This window comes from Kribbella orskensis (assembly GCF_004342085.1).
GTDB classification, from domain to species: Bacteria; Actinomycetota; Actinomycetes; order Propionibacteriales; family Kribbellaceae; genus Kribbella; species Kribbella orskensis.
This window is the reverse complement of the sequence record NZ_SLWM01000044.1, coordinates 1-13,458: the sequence shown is the minus strand read 5'-3', so window position 1 is coordinate 13,458 and position 13,458 is coordinate 1. Positions and strand designations below refer to the sequence as shown.

Annotated in this window: 14 protein-coding genes; 5 read left to right on the top strand and 9 right to left on the bottom strand. The window is 65.5% G+C overall.

Annotated elements, in window-relative coordinates; genetic code table 11:
* Nucleotides 1-19 precede the first annotated feature (19 nt).
* From EV644_RS42945 to EV644_RS45020, 3 genes are all read right to left on the bottom strand, one after another.
* Nucleotides 20-715 (bottom strand): hypothetical protein, encoded by a 696-nt coding sequence (locus EV644_RS42945; RefSeq protein ID WP_132197410.1) that lies wholly within the window; start codon nt 713-715, stop codon nt 20-22.
* A gap of 145 nt (nt 716-860) precedes the next feature.
* Nucleotides 861-1,367, bottom strand: coding sequence for a hypothetical protein (locus EV644_RS42940; protein WP_132197412.1), 507 nt, complete (start codon nt 1,365-1,367; stop codon nt 861-863).
* Between the two features lie 27 nt (nt 1,368-1,394).
* Nucleotides 1,395-1,853: a hypothetical protein gene (locus tag EV644_RS45020; RefSeq protein WP_158293110.1), complete on the bottom strand. Its 459-nt coding sequence runs from the start codon at nt 1,851-1,853 to the stop codon at nt 1,395-1,397.
* Nucleotides 1,854-2,010: 157 nt separating this feature from the next.
* Here EV644_RS45020 and EV644_RS42935 point away from each other — a divergent pair, with 157 nt between their 5' ends.
* The 3 genes from EV644_RS42935 to EV644_RS42925 all read left to right on the top strand — a co-directional run bounded on the left by EV644_RS42935 (nt 2,011) and on the right by EV644_RS42925 (nt 6,343).
* On the top strand, nt 2,011-4,005 hold the full coding sequence (locus EV644_RS42935; RefSeq protein WP_158293109.1) for a sensor histidine kinase: 1,995 nt from the start codon (nt 2,011-2,013) through the stop codon (nt 4,003-4,005).
* Nucleotides 4,002-4,667, top strand: coding sequence for a response regulator (locus tag EV644_RS42930; RefSeq protein ID WP_132197416.1), 666 nt, complete (start codon nt 4,002-4,004; stop codon nt 4,665-4,667). Before EV644_RS42935 ends, EV644_RS42930 begins: the two co-directional genes overlap by 4 nt.
* Before the next feature lie 125 nt (nt 4,668-4,792).
* A complete protein-coding gene (locus EV644_RS42925; protein WP_199240372.1) occupies nt 4,793-6,343 on the top strand; it encodes a plasmid pRiA4b ORF-3 family protein in 1,551 nt (516 codons plus the stop codon).
* Nucleotides 6,344-6,484: 141 nt separating this feature from the next.
* Here the strand turns inward: EV644_RS42925 and EV644_RS42920 are convergent, their stop codons facing one another.
* Nucleotides 6,485-7,459 (bottom strand): aldo/keto reductase, encoded by a 975-nt coding sequence (locus EV644_RS42920; RefSeq protein WP_132197418.1) that lies wholly within the window; start codon nt 7,457-7,459, stop codon nt 6,485-6,487.
* A 58-nt stretch (nt 7,460-7,517) separates the two neighbouring features.
* Between EV644_RS42920 and EV644_RS42915 the strand changes: the two genes are divergently transcribed.
* Nucleotides 7,518-8,348 (top strand): alpha/beta fold hydrolase, encoded by an 831-nt coding sequence (locus EV644_RS42915; RefSeq protein WP_132197420.1) that lies wholly within the window; start codon nt 7,518-7,520, stop codon nt 8,346-8,348.
* 49 nt (nt 8,349-8,397) lie between these two features.
* Nucleotides 8,398-9,078 (top strand): YdcF family protein, encoded by a 681-nt coding sequence (locus EV644_RS42910; protein WP_241999442.1) that lies wholly within the window; start codon nt 8,398-8,400, stop codon nt 9,076-9,078.
* Nucleotides 9,079-9,226: 148 nt separating this feature from the next.
* Here EV644_RS42910 and EV644_RS42905 read toward each other — a convergent pair whose 3' ends face one another.
* From EV644_RS42905 to EV644_RS42885, 5 genes are all read right to left on the bottom strand, one after another.
* Entirely contained in the window at nt 9,227-10,309 is a 1,083-nt protein-coding gene (locus EV644_RS42905) for an NAD-dependent epimerase/dehydratase family protein (protein WP_199240371.1), read from the bottom strand.
* Nucleotides 10,310-10,363: 54 nt separating this feature from the next.
* Complete coding sequence (gene tgmC, locus EV644_RS42900) at nt 10,364-11,527, bottom strand: ATP-grasp peptide maturase system methyltransferase (protein WP_132197432.1); 1,164 nt, start codon at nt 11,525-11,527, stop codon at nt 10,364-10,366.
* A gap of 8 nt (nt 11,528-11,535) precedes the next feature.
* A complete protein-coding gene (tgmB, locus tag EV644_RS42895; RefSeq protein WP_132197422.1) occupies nt 11,536-12,510 on the bottom strand; it encodes an ATP-grasp ribosomal peptide maturase in 975 nt (324 codons plus the stop codon).
* Nucleotides 12,510-12,779, bottom strand: a complete 270-nt coding sequence (gene tgmA, locus EV644_RS42890; protein WP_132197424.1) for a putative ATP-grasp-modified RiPP — start codon at nt 12,777-12,779, stop codon at nt 12,510-12,512. Before tgmA ends, tgmB begins: the two co-directional genes overlap by 1 nt.
* Nucleotides 12,780-12,926: 147 nt before the next feature.
* The gene (locus tag EV644_RS42885) at nt 12,927-13,334 is read right to left on the bottom strand and encodes a hypothetical protein (protein WP_241999444.1); all 408 of its coding nucleotides are present in this window, start codon (nt 13,332-13,334) and stop codon (nt 12,927-12,929) included.
* Between the last annotated feature and the right edge of the window lie 124 nt (nt 13,335-13,458).

Below are 13,458 nucleotides of genomic sequence, written 5' to 3'. Positions count from 1 at the left end.
CTCTGGTCGCCCTGGTCGGCTAGTCGGGCCAGGCGCCGAAGCGGGCGCTTGGTTCGCCGCGGTCGGTGAGGAGCCAGGCTTCGATGCGGGCGCCGCGAAGACTCTGGTCGATCTCGCTCAGAAGGGCGCCGTATCGGGTAGCGTCCGGAAGCGCGATGACGATGCGCGAATCCTGATCGGCACCTCTCATCCGCATCGCCCTGAGCAACGCAGTTGCCAGCCAATGTGACGCCTGCAGCGTCGATGGCATGGGCTTGGGCTCGCCGGCTTTGGGGCCGCGGGCATGCGTCGGGCCGGGATACCCCTTCACCTCGACCATCAGCCGCACACCGTCGCGATCGGCGATGACATCCGTACCTTGCTCCTGCGCCTCGGTGTCCGCGACTCGAATGATCCGCCAGTTCTCCCGGACGAGCCAGCCGACGAGGGCGCCCTGAACTGCAACTTCGTGAGGCCAAGGATGAGCGGGCGGATTGCTCCGTACGGTGCTCGGCGGGGGAGCCGACTGGCTGGATACGGCACCATCGGACCGCACCAGACGGTTGACGATCGTGCCGCTCGCCGCGTCCCTGACGAGCAGCCCTTCGGTTGCCAACTGCCGACAACGCTGGTTGATCTGCTGGTGCAGCTTGCCGAGTCGCTCGGCCAGCTGGGCGTCCGTCATGCCGTCGGTGTGGCCCTCGAGGACCTGAATAACCTCGTCGCGGAGACTCATCTGACCGCCACCTAGCTTTAGCCGCGCCTATCCGTACTCCGATTATGCGTCGCTGGTGGATTGCCGACGATCAGTCCGTATCACCACGAATCGCCCGTACGCCGGCTGTCGGCGTACGGGCGATGCCGCCACGGCCCAACGCTTCCTATTCGCAGGTGAAGGTGTCTCGGGACACCACGACGACACCGTTGGCGTTCATCGTGAACTTGCCTGACAGCCGGAGGTTGAGCGTCGAACCGTCGGTGCCCCGGAGGGTGCTGCGAAGCCGGTACTGCGACACGCGTGAGGTGTCGCCCTCCTCGGTAAAGGAGGTCACCACCGCGTTCACCTTCTCGCGGTATGTGCCCGAGTACGTCGGTAGTCCGGCGGCGTCCGGGATCAGTTCGACCAGGCCGTTGATGACGCCGTTGACGTGGAACTCTCCCTCGGTTTGGCCGCCAGGCGCGGTGACCAATCGGTACCCGCCGGACCGGACCTCGTGGAACGTCCCCGCCCAGGAGACGCATGGGCCGTCGCCAGGTGCGAAGTGTTCGTAGGCGTTGTAGTCCTCGATGAGGAACGCGTGTTCGGCCCCGCCCGCCGCGGACGCGGGGCCGGCAGCGACTCCGACAAGGGCGAAGGCGCCGAGCACGGTGGCCAGCTTGTGTTTCATGACAGGACTCCTCTGATGCCGATCTGTTCAGCCGAGCACGCAGGTGACGGCGGCCGCCATGAAGGCGATCGCGCCGAGGATGAGTGCGGTCAGGGTGGCCGCGGAGAACGAGCCGACCCGGCGGCGGTGCTCGACGGCGAGTACGACAGCGACCGCACCGAAGACCTGTGGCCAGCCCGACCAGAAGGCGACGTACGTGACGGCCGCTGCGATGGCGAGACCGAGCGCTGTCGCGGACAGCCGCCTCGGCGAGCCGGCTCGGGCACGGAGACCGAGCCAGACTGCGATGAGCATCGCGGCGACCACGATCCCGACGTACAGGGCGATTTCGGGCAAGGTCGTTGCTGGGCCTCCGTCCGGGTCGGAGTTGAGGCCGAACACCTCGCCGGCTGTCATCGTGAGGCCGAAGGTGACTGCGCCGGTCACCGCGGCGATCACCGGGTTGAGCACGTCGAATCGGTTCGACGTTGTGGTGGCGGTGCTCATGGGAGCCCCCTCTGGATTGGAATTGAGGCTTCGAGAGCACCACGGTTGGCCGCCAGGACGGATCCGTCACGGGACGGGGTCCGACCGGGAGGCCCTCCCGTACGCCCCGGGACTTCTGTCCCGGGACAGCCGGCCCGATCGGGCGCACACTTTGGGCATGGGAGCGGTGCGCGACGACGACCGAGTACGCCGGATCGGCGGCTGGTCGGTCGCTGCGCTCACCCTGGGCCTATTCGCGACGATCCCGTTCTCACTAGCGGGCGGTGTCATGTCCCGTCCCGGGATTGTCTCCTCGGGCCCCTCATGGTGGAACGGTCTGATCGTCGCCGGCTTCGCTCTCTCGGGTGCCGCACTGATCCAGTCGCGGCCACGGAACTGGATCGGCTGGCTACTGGTCGTCTCGGGGTTGCTCCAGGTGACCAATGTGGCCGTCGACGCGTACGCCACACGCGCGCTCACCGACCCTGACCACTCCCTGCCGCTGGGCCTTGCTGCGGCGTGGCTCGCATCGTGGACCTGGATCCCGTCGCTGCTCTTGCCGGTGATCGTGCTCCCGCCGCTGTATCCCACCGGCCGACCGGCGTCGTCATTCTGGTCGTGGCACGTGCGGGTGGCGCTCCTCGGCATCGGGCTGATCGTGGTGGCGGCTGCGACTAGCCCAGGTGGCGTTGACGACACCGTGCGGGGAACCCGCCTGCCGTGGGACGCCCCGACCTGGTGGGTGTGGGTAGTCGGGCTGTCGGCGGCCGCCCTCCTGATTTCCACCGCGGCAGTCACCGTGATCGGGACCCTGGTCCGCGCGATCCGAGCCAAGACCCCGGAGCGGCAGCAGTTGTTGTGGCTGCTCAGCGTGGTCGCGGCGATGTTGGCCACGGTGTTCACGGAGTACGGCGTACTGTTCGGAATTGCCTACGGCCTGGTTCCCGTCGCCGTGACGATCGGCGTACTGCGCTATCGGCTGCTCGGCATCGAGGTAGTGCTGCGTCGCACCCTGCTATATGTCCCCATGACGTTGCTGGTGGCTCTCGTCATCGGCGGGCTCACGACTGCGTTCGCCCGGCTCGTGCCCGAAGGACCGTTGCCGCTGCTGGCCGCGTCAGCAGTGGTGGCGGTGCTGGTGGTGCCCGTCGCCGGGCGGTTGCGGACCCTCGTCGATCGGCTGGTTCTTGGGGAGCGTGCCGATCCACTCACTCTCGTGGACCGGGTCGGTGCCGGGCTCGAGGTCGAGCACGATGACCCGGTCGCCTCGATGCTTGAGGCAGTCGCCTCAGCCGCCGGTACGTCGTACGCCGTCGTCCGGGACATCCACGGTGGGGTGGTCGCCAAGGTGGGTGAGGCCGCAGGCGCAACGATCGATCTCCCGCTGCGCCACAGGGGAGTGCAGCTCGGCACGTTGACAATCGGGCCGCGCCGCGGCGCAACTGGGGTCACCGAGCAGGATGCGCGGCTGGTGACGGCTCTCGCGCCGCACCTGGCTGTCGTCGTTGGGGCGGCACGGCTCGCCGAGGAGCTCGCCCGCGAACGCACGCGGGTCACCACAGCCACCCTCGCGGAACGGGACCGTCTCCGCAGGGACCTGCACGACGGGCTCGGTCCCTCGCTCGCCGGCATCGCGCTGGGTCTGCAGGCCGCTAGCGCCGCACACCGCATCGATCCCGATGCAGTACCCGCGCTGCTCGAGCGAACACATGCCGAGGCCGAGGTGGCGGTCCGCGAGATCCGCCGGGTCCTCGACGGGCTACGGCCGACATCGCTCGACCTGCACGGGCTCGAAGGTGCAGTGCGAGACACCGCATCCTCGCTCGGCATGGGTCATCCCGGCGGTCCGGCGTTCGATCTCAAGACGGATGCGTTGCCTTTGTTGCGGCCTCAGGTCGAGGAGGCGGCGTTCCGGATCGTGGCGGAGTCCCTGACGAATGTCGCGCGACACTCGGCGGCCGTCCACTGCGCCGTACGGCTCAATCGTGCGAACGGAGATCTTCGTGTCAGGGTGTTGGACGACGGTAGGGGACTGAGTCCTGGCGCCGGTTCGGGACATGGCCTCGAATCGATGCGCCGGCGTGCCGCCGATGTCGGAGGCAGCCTCCTCGTGGAACCCGCGAACCCGCACGGGACGCTCGTGACCGCAGTACTGCCGCTGGAGCTGTCATGACGATCCGCGTGGTGCTGGCCGACGACCACCCGATGTACCGATATGGGCTGACCGCGATCCTCGAGCAGGCCGAGGCGATCGACGTGATCGCCAGCGTGGGGGACGGGGCGGCGTTGGTGAGTGCGGTGGGGGAGTTCTCGCCGGACGTCGTGCTCACCGACCTGTCCATGCCTCGCTTCGACGGTGTCGCGGCGATCACGCAACTGCTCGCGACGCAGCCCGAGCTGCCGATTCTCGTGCTCACCATGCACGAGGACGACGAGCACGTCTTCGCGGCGCTCCGCGCGGGCGCCCGCGGCTACCTCGTCAAGGGCTCCGATGGGGAGGAGATCGTCCGCGCCGTCCATTCGGTCGCCTCGGGTGAGGCGGTGTACGGCGGTGCCGTCGCCCGGCGGATCGTCGCCTTCTACTCCGGTCGTCAGGTCGAGTCGCCCACGGCTCGCGCCTTCCCGGACCTCACCCCTCGCGAGCGCGAGGTGCTGGAGTTGTTGGCCGCCGGCTGCCGCAACCACGAAATCGCCCGCCGCCTGGGCATGTCCGAGAAGACCGTCCGCAACCACGTCTCTCAGGTCCTCACCAAACTCCAGGTCCCCGATCGCACAGCCGCCGCCCTCAAGGCAAAGGAATCCGGCATCGGCAATCCTCCAGTCGGCTTTCGCTAACGCGCACCGCCCGTACTACGTGACGTCGTACGGGCGATGCGGTGTGCTGACGGGGTCCGGTGGGTCGTGCAGCGACTGCGCAGGCTGCTCGATGTCTCACGGTCGGTGGCGATAGCGTTGCCCGTATGGCGCGCAACGACGATCCTCATCTGTCCCCGGCCGGCCAGGCTGAGCTGCTGGAGCAGTTCAAGGCGAGTCTTACCGGCCTGGGGGCCGACGAGCTACGCAAACTGCTTCCGCAGGTTCTAGCCGCTGCGATGCCAGGGGTGGATCCGTTCGAACAGACACCACCGCCGTCGAGGCGGCGAGCTCGTCGTGACGACGTGACTACCTACCAGGTGCGTGTCGATCTCACCGGGACCAAGCCACCGGTCTGGCGGCGACTGGAGCTCGCCTCTGACCTGTTCTTGAACGAGGTCCACGAAGTCCTCCGGATCGCGTTCGGCTGGACTGACAGCCACTTGCACGAGTTCGCCTCGGGCAAGGACTACTACCACCACCTGACCGAGCACTACCTTTGTCCGTTCGAAGCCGACGAGGGCAAGACTGGCGTCCCGGAAGGGGATGTACGCCTCGACGAGGTGCTTGCGAAGCCGGGCGACAAACTCCTCTACCTGTACGACTTCGGCGACGACTGGATGCACGTCATCAAGCTCGAAGCCGAGCGGCCGCGGGACGAGTCCGCTCCCAGCGCCGTTTGCATCGACGGCCGCCGCCCTGGCCCGAGCGAGGACTGCGGCGGGGTGTATGGCTACGGGTTGATTGCCGCCGCCCTCGATCCCGGCCATCCCGAGCATGCTGAGGCGGTCGCCGAGTATTCCGATATGTACGGCGACGACGCCAACCCGGGCCACTACGCCCCCACCCCGTTCGACCTCGAGTCGATCAACAAGACCCTGGCCGATCCCAGTGAGGGCCGACCGGGACTTCTTCTCGGACCGCTCGGCGAACTCGCGGACGCAATCCGCCCCATGGCCCAGAGATTCCTGTTCGAGCAGATGATCGAAGACGCGGACCTGGACGGCTCTGTTGAGGTCGACGCCGATACCGCGGCCCGGATGGTCTCGCCGTACAGCTGGCTGCTGGATCGCGTCGGGGCTGACGGCATCAAATTGACCGAGGCCGGCTACTTGCCGCCTGTCCACGTGGAAGCCGCCATGGCCGATCTCGGACTGGGCGAAGAATGGATCGGCAAGGGCAACCGTGAGATCCAGACCCTGCCCGTACTACACCTGCGAGAGTCGGCACAGGCTATGGGCCTGCTGCGCAAGCATCGTGGAACACTCGTACTTACGAAGCGCGGACGTGCCGTCCGCAGTGATCCGCTCGCACTGTGGTGGCAACTCGCCGAACAGATGCCACCACGCTCCAGGGACGCCTGCGAAACCCAAGCCGGACTCCTGCTCCTGGCCACTGTCGCCGTACCCTCCACCGATGATCCGAACAGGACGATCGCGGAGCTTCTCACTGCGATCGGCTGGAGGGACCTCGATGGAACACCGATAACGCCGTCGATGGCCGGCCAGGCGGCCTGGGACACCGATGCCGTACTGCGCCGCCTCGGCGCCCTCATCGATGAGCCACGCATCCACCGCCGGTCCGCGAAGTCCACACCGGAAGGCGTGGTGTTCGCCAGGGCCGCACTGCGCACCTGGCCCGGCACGACGTACCACTAGGCGTAGTCCCTCGGGGGAGGTGTCCGCAGCGAGGTCTCGTCGTCGCCCCACAGGGGCAGGGATGCTCTCGAGACAAACAATCGCCCGTACGCCGACCGATCGGCGTACGGGCGATTCGCTGAAATACTCACACCATCGGTGTCACCAGGCGTAGTCCTCAGGGGCCGTCTTGTACCCCGGGAAGATCTCGTCGAGCTTGGCCAGCGTCTTGTCGTCGAGCTTCACATCGACCGCACGTACCGCCGACTCGAGCTGCTCCATCGTCCGCGGGCCCACGATCGGCCCGGTGACGGCCGGCTGGTGCAGCAACCACGCAACCGCCACGTCGCCCGGCTCATGCCCAAGCTCATCCGCAAGCGCCTCGTACTGCTCAATCTGCGGCCGCAACCTCTCCACAGTCTCCTTCGCACGACCCTCAGTACGGCGTACGCCCTCGTTCTCCTTGCGGAGCACGCCGCCGAGCAGACCACCCTGGAGTGGCGACCACGGGATGACGCCGAGGCCGTACTCCTGTGCCGCCGGCAGCACCTCGCGCTCCACGTCGCGGACAATCAGGTTGTAGATCGACTGCTCGCTGACGAGCCCGGTGTAGTTCCGCTTCTCCGCAGCCGCCTGCGCCTGGGCGATGTGCCACCCGGCGAAGTTGCTGCTCCCGGCGTACAGGATCTTGCCCTGCTGTACTGCGACCTCCATCGCCTGCCAGATCTCGTCCCACGGCGTGGCTCGGTCGACGTGGTGGAACTGGTACAGGTCGATGTAGTCGGTCTGCAGCCGCTTCAGACTCGCGTCGAGGGCGCGGCGGATGTTGAGCGCGGAGAGCTTGCCCTCGTTCGGCCACCCCTCACCCATGTCGCCGTAGACCTTGGTGGCCAGCACAGTCTTGTGCCTGTTGGCCGGGTCCTTCGCGAACCACTCACCAACGATCTCCTCGGTGCGCCCCGGGTAGATCGACCGCCCATACCCGTTGGCGGTGTCGAAGAAGTTGATCCCCTTCTCATGAGCTGCATCCATGATCGCGTGGGAGTCCTCCACGCTGGTGTGCGGCCCGAAGTTCATCGTGCCCAGGCAAATACGGCTGACGGTTAGGCCGGTCCGGCCAAGATGAGTGAATTCCATACCTCCCAACCTCCCTCTCGCACCCTGAGATGTCCAACAGGAGAATCCACTCAGTTCCATCACTAGTCCTTCTGAGTCTGAGCTGAGCCGGGTACGACGTGCCGCGGGTGCGGGTCGCGGTCACGGTGAGGTCCTAGGCTCGTCGGCTACCAAGTTCGACGTCGGCGGCTACAAGCTTGCGGCTGAGATTTCGGGGGAGGGGGCGCCAACGGTCGTCTTCATCTCCGGCAGCGGCGACGCCGGCGATTCCTGGGACGCCGCCATGTCGGCTCTGCGGTGGTCGACAACCCTCATGACCTACGCCCGCGCTGGAATCGGCGAGAGCCAGATCCCAGCCGACCCGACACCGCGCTTGGTCAGCGTCGCGGCGGAGGAGTTGCGCCGGCTGCTCGCGGCGACTGACATCGCGGGACCGTTCACCCTGGTCGGCCACTCGATTGGAGCGCTGATCGGCCTGGTCTTCGCCGCGCAGTGGCCAGAGAATCTCGCCGGCCTGGTTTTGGTCGATGCCACCGACATCCAACTGAATCTTGAAATCGAGGAACCTATCCTCGTCTTCGCCGACGGCGGCAGGGAGGACCACCTGTCGTTCGATGTGGTTGCCAGTGCGGACGAAGTCACCCGCAGCGGACGTGCCCTCGACGTACCGAGTGTTGTCATCACCAGCCGCGTCGGCCGCTGGCTCGATGTCGCCGACCCTGAGCCCTGGCGACCATTCAGCCTCGCCCAGCTTGATAAACGATGGCAACGCCACCACCGTGCGTTCGCGGCCGACCTGGGTGCCACGCACAAGGTCGCCCGCCTCGGCGGCCAATACATCCAGAAGGACGCCCCAACCATCGTCGCCGAAGCAATCGACAACCTCGTCGACTCAGCTGGCCGGCGATGATGGCCTTAGCCATCCGTAACACGTGCCACGGTCAGGCGAGGGCAGCTCGGTGATCGAGAAGATAACTGTTACCCCTGTGGGCCTGCCGACTGGCGAGCTGATGGCCGATGCTCAACTGATCTGGGACTACCACCAGATGAACCATGTGCTGCGGCCGGCCGACGTAGGTATCGGTGTCGGCAGTCACGATCTCGGCGTCGCGACCTTCGCAGCCCGACTCTTCCACCAAGGGCTGTTCCCGACGCTCGTCTTCACGGGAGCGAACAGCCCGACCACTGTCGCCCGCTTTCCTCGCGGCGAGGCAGTCCACTATCGCGACCACGCCATCGAGCTCGGAGTGCCCGCCAGCGCCATCGTGGTTGAACCTCTCGCCACCAACACCGGACAGAACGTCGCATTCACTCGCGACCTCCTCGCGGCCCGCGGCGAACGTGTCGGATCGGTGTTGGTCATGTCCAAGCCCTACATGGAACGCAGGGCGTTCGCCACATGCCAGAAGCTGTGGCCAGACGTACAGATCGTGTGTGCTTCCGAGCCGATCGAGTTGGCCAATTACATCAACGGCATCGGCGACGCTGGACTTGTTCTCGACATGCTGGTCGGGGACCTACAACGCGTCATCGAGTACCCAGCTCTCGGCTTCGCCATCGAGCAAGAGGTGCCAGATGATGTCTACGCGGGCTTTGCACGCCTGATCGATGCCGGGTACACCAGCCGGCTGATGACATAACAGAGGCTGTTGGCAACTTTCTCGTCAATCAGTCCCCAGTCAGCCGGGGATCCCGCCGGCCGCAGAGATCTTCAGGTCCAGCTCTCGCCAGCCGTCGGGCCCCGATCGAGCCAGCGAGCGACCGACCGCAGTCAGAAGTTCCTGTGCTTCACCGATCATGAGTGGAGCCCTCTCGCTTCGGGTTGCTGTCGATGGTGACGCGTACGGAGTCGTTGTCCCAGTCGGTCAGTAGCTCTGCTTCCTTGGTCGGATCCATGCCGTGGGCAGATTGGCGTGGATGATCGATGATTGGCTCGCGCTCCATAGCTGTCTGGAAGTCAGCGATAGTCTCGAGCAATGGGCGGCAGCTGAAACCAGCGGCAGCTGCGCGACCGGCATCGACTGCCCAGGTTCCTGGTTGAGTACGCCAGAGTGGAATCTCGGTCCATTGCTTGACGCCGTGCGTGTCGAGCCGCTTCGGATCGACCCAGACGGGCGTGGTCTTGTTGCCGGTGAGCTTGATGCAGCTAGAGATCAGATCTTCGTAGGTAGCGAAGCCCGGGGGAGCGGCTAGGTTGTAGGCGCCGCCTAGGCTGGCCTCGATCGCCTTCAAGATGAACGAGCTGACATCGCGGACATCGACCGGCTGGATCGACTGCCGGCGAGGCTCAGGCAGTAGCCAGCGTCCGCCGCGCGTCGCTCGTTCGAGCAATTTCATACCTCGGCCGATGTACTCGCCCGGCCCTAGAATGACGCCGGGACGAAGCAAAAGCGCGTCGGGAGATGCCGCGGTGGCAGCAAGCTCGCAGCCAGCCTTCAACGTTCCATAGCGCAGCGGTACCGGCATGTCGGCTAGCTCAGGAGAAGACTCGGTGTACTCAGAGTGCGACGGCCAAAGCGGCGACCGTTCGTCGACGGGTTCGTTTGGCCAGTCGCGGTAGGCGCTCACGGTAGATATGAGGACATATCTGCCGGCCTGTTGATCCAGCGCACCAAGCACACGCGCGACGTCCGCTGGCTCGAAGGCGCTCGTATCGATCGTGGTGTCCCAAGGTCCGATTTTAGCGAGTCGTTTGAGGTCGTCGCGTGAGCCACGGTCGCCTCGAACATGCGCTGCGCCTCGCGGCGGTGAACCACTTTGACCCCGCGAGAATGCACTGACTTCCCATCCGCGAGCGAGCGCATCCATGATCAACCTGCGGCCAAGGAACCACGTCCCGCCCAGAACGAGGAGTCGCATGGTGCCGATCATGCCGGACCAGATCACGCGCCGCGACTCGTGGCCGTGAGCATCTGAGCGAGGTGGCTAAGTCGGAAGTACCCCTGTCCAATCAGCGACGTCTATCACTTGGTGGTCTGGGGTCACGGTGATCCGGAAGGTCTCCAGGCCTGGTTCGCCGGAGGTGTGCCACCTCGCGAGCGCGCGTTCAACCTTGTCCCACAGCTGCTCCGGTCCTCCTTGCCGTACCGACCAATCGCCGGGTCCGCCGGTGAAGACGGCATAGGAGTCGTCGTCCTGGACGACCAAGTGCTCCGGTGTGCCGTCATCGGCGAAGAGTTGCAGGTACTGCGCGCTAGGTACGGCGAGCTGCGCAACCATCTGCGCCGGTCCATATGAGCTGATGACGTCAGGCCCGAACGCCGTCGATCGTGATGGAACACCGTTGGCAAGCACGGGGATGATCGCTGGCTGGGAAGCGTGCGCCCGGGCAGGCATGAAGCTCACGTAGCCAGGTAAGAATCTGCCTTCGGCGGCACCAGCGCCAGTGACGGTCAGCTTGGCCAGGCCTGTGCCGCCGAGCCACCCAGAGAGAGTCACGAGGATCACAGTTCCCGGATGGGCTTGCGCGATCCATGCCGGCGGGACATTTCGTAGACCGCACGTCGCGATGATCCGGTCGTATGGAGCGCCGCCGGGCACGCCGTTGAGGCCGTCACCTGCCACCAGATGGGGGTGGTAGCCGACCCTGTCCAAGGCCTGTCGCGCTTTGGCGGCGACAGTTGGATCGACCTCGATCGACGTGATGTTCTCGTCGCCGAGCCGGTAACACCCCAACGCAGTGGAGTAGCCGGTGCCAGTTCCGACCTCGAGTACCCGGTCGCCATCGCGGACATCGAGGTCTTCCCACATCTGCACCACCAGGCTGGGCAACGTCGACGACGAAGTTGGCGTTCCGTTCACCGCAGAGGCGACGTCAGACGGTGCGATGTGGCCATCGAGCTGCGTGACGTGGGAGCTGTCGGTGTAGGCAAGCTCCAGCCAACGCCGTACGCCGGATCGCTGGGGGTCGACCGGATCCCAAAGGGTCGGACCGGCTTCCGCCTCAACCCTGGTGAAGAACTCCGGCACGAACTCATGCCGCGGCACGTTCTCCACCGCATCGCGCCACTGGGGCGAACGTACGTTTCCTTCATCCGAGATCTGCTGTGCAAGCCGATGACGAAGCCGAGCCGCGTCCTGATCGACCATCTCCGGTGTCACAGTCTTCCCTCCAAGGCATCGGCGAAGGCGGCCGCCATAGGTAGGCCGGTCGGTGGCTCCATCCATGCCCACTGACCGTTCGGGTTGCACTCCAGAAAATGTGGCGCACCGTGCCGGTCCACGGCGAAATCGAAACAGCCGAACTCCAGGCCGAACCGCTTCAGATAGGCCTGTAGCCGCGGAACCATTCCAGCCGGTGGTTCCACCACCTGGTACGACAGCGCATCGTAGTCAGCCCGCCAATCCAGCAGCATGGCAGCTGACTCGATGCGGACGCAGAACACCCGATCACCCACGACGGTGATGCGGAGATCAGCGACCTTGTCCAAGACCTCGGCCTGGAACAGATGAGCGGTGCCTGCGACGTTCTGGTCGATCTCGTCCGGTTCTACTCGTTGTGTCCAGAGACCCATCGGCCGGCCGTCCCGCAGTACATCGGTCAAACGCAACGGCTTGTAGATCACTGGCGCGTACTTCCGCGCAAACGCACGCGCCGCAGCCAGGTCGGACGTGATCAGCGTCGGCGGTACTTCGAAGCCGAGTTGGACAGCTGTGGACAGCTGAGATGGCTTGTACTCAGCCGCCCAGTTGTGGTGCGGGTGATTGACATAACGGCAGGCCAAGCTGGCCAGAACCCCACCGAAGCCTTCCGTGGCCTGGACGGCTGCGAAGTCCCGATCTTGGTTGCTGAGCCCAGGAAACCGGTAGAGGCTCGGCCGCCGCCAATACACCGCGCTGACCTCGGCCAGATCCATCTCCCGGCTTGTCGTTCTCAGCTCACCCTGCCACTGTCCGGAAGTTGTGTTGAGCACCGCTGCCAGGGTGACATCGCGTGGGAAGTCTCCGGGGTCGACCCTCACGAGCTGGCAATGCCCGCGACGGTTCAACTCAGCGATTACGAGATCTGCTGTGGGGTCATCGACCTCGGTAACAACCAGTACTGCGGGTCGATCACCGGTTGACGTAGGCATCAGTCGCGATCGCCGTCATGACCGGTGTCGCTATCGGGTGCCGGGTTGCCGCTACCGTCCCGACTCGTCCCGGTCCGCGGGCTGGTGTTCGTGGCCGAGCCGTGCTTGCCAGCCTCGATCGGCTCAACAAGAGCACCTTCGACATCGCGGTAGCGGGCGGTCTGGGTGGCTGGATCGATTTCAACGCTCGTGTAGGGGAGTTCGACCATCTTCGATAGCTCGCTGACCCGGGTCAGTCCCCACGGCGTCACTGCGGCTTTGGCTGTCATGTTGCCCCTCTTTCGTCAGTGTTGGTGATCAGTTGGAGCGGCGGACGAGCGCAGGTGACAGGGCATCGGTACGCCCGCCCGCCGGTCGGTGGGTGTTTGCTTCGGAGCCGCCGTGAACCGGTCCGGTGTGCGGAGCGCCCCCAGTGATCAATCCGGAGCTTGTCGCCAAGTACGCCGTACTTGAGGTGACGCGGCGGCGACCAGGACTCGGGCGCCAGTGATGTGTTCGAACCGATCCTTGATAGCCGCCGGCGCGCTCAGGAGGGCGAAGTGCAGCATGCTGGGAACGACCACAGCGGTCACCTCGTACCGATTGACCGCCTCAACCAACGCTTCAAAGGCCGCCGGGGCTGTTTCGAGATGCTCGATATAGACAGTGCCGAGGGTGAAGCCCTCAATCTCGGCGAAGAGCTCCAATCGCTCCTTGGTGTCGTCTAGTTCGGCGTCGGTCATCATTAGATGCCGACGGATGTATCCGAGCAGCAACGGCCGTGTGTGGTCGACGTTGATCACTACTGCCTCACACAGGCCGAGCATCTTGCGCTCCGCGATCACTATTCCCCCTGGTGAGTCGATCGTCGTGCCTGGGTTTCCCCTCGTAGCGTGGAGACATCCTCTTAGAAGGTGAGGGTGATGGCTGAGGCACGACGGAAGTTTGATCGGGAGTTCCGCGAGGGTG

Excerpts from the sequence above, each read along its gene's own strand:
- EV644_RS42945 (WP_132197410.1), bottom strand. The coding sequence starts at position 715 with ATGAGTCTCCGCGACGAGGTTATTCAGGTCCTCGAGGGCCACACCGAC.
- EV644_RS42940 (WP_132197412.1), bottom strand. The coding sequence starts at position 1,367 with ATGAAACACAAGCTGGCCACCGTGCTCGGCGCCTTCGCCCTTGTCGGA.
- EV644_RS45020 (WP_158293110.1), bottom strand. The coding sequence starts at position 1,853 with ATGAGCACCGCCACCACAACGTCGAACCGATTCGACGTGCTCAACCCG.
- EV644_RS42935 (WP_158293109.1), top strand. The coding sequence starts at position 2,011 with ATGGGAGCGGTGCGCGACGACGACCGAGTACGCCGGATCGGCGGCTGG.
- EV644_RS42930 (WP_132197416.1), top strand. The coding sequence starts at position 4,002 with ATGACGATCCGCGTGGTGCTGGCCGACGACCACCCGATGTACCGATAT.
- EV644_RS42925 (WP_199240372.1), top strand. The coding sequence starts at position 4,793 with ATGGCGCGCAACGACGATCCTCATCTGTCCCCGGCCGGCCAGGCTGAG.
- EV644_RS42920 (WP_132197418.1), bottom strand. The coding sequence starts at position 7,459 with ATGGAATTCACTCATCTTGGCCGGACCGGCCTAACCGTCAGCCGTATT.
- EV644_RS42905 (WP_199240371.1), bottom strand. The coding sequence starts at position 10,309 with ATGATCGGCACCATGCGACTCCTCGTTCTGGGCGGGACGTGGTTCCTT.
- tgmC (WP_132197432.1), bottom strand. The coding sequence starts at position 11,527 with ATGGTCGATCAGGACGCGGCTCGGCTTCGTCATCGGCTTGCACAGCAG.
- tgmB (WP_132197422.1), bottom strand. The coding sequence starts at position 12,510 with ATGCCTACGTCAACCGGTGATCGACCCGCAGTACTGGTTGTTACCGAG.
- tgmA (WP_132197424.1), bottom strand. The coding sequence starts at position 12,779 with ATGACAGCCAAAGCCGCAGTGACGCCGTGGGGACTGACCCGGGTCAGC.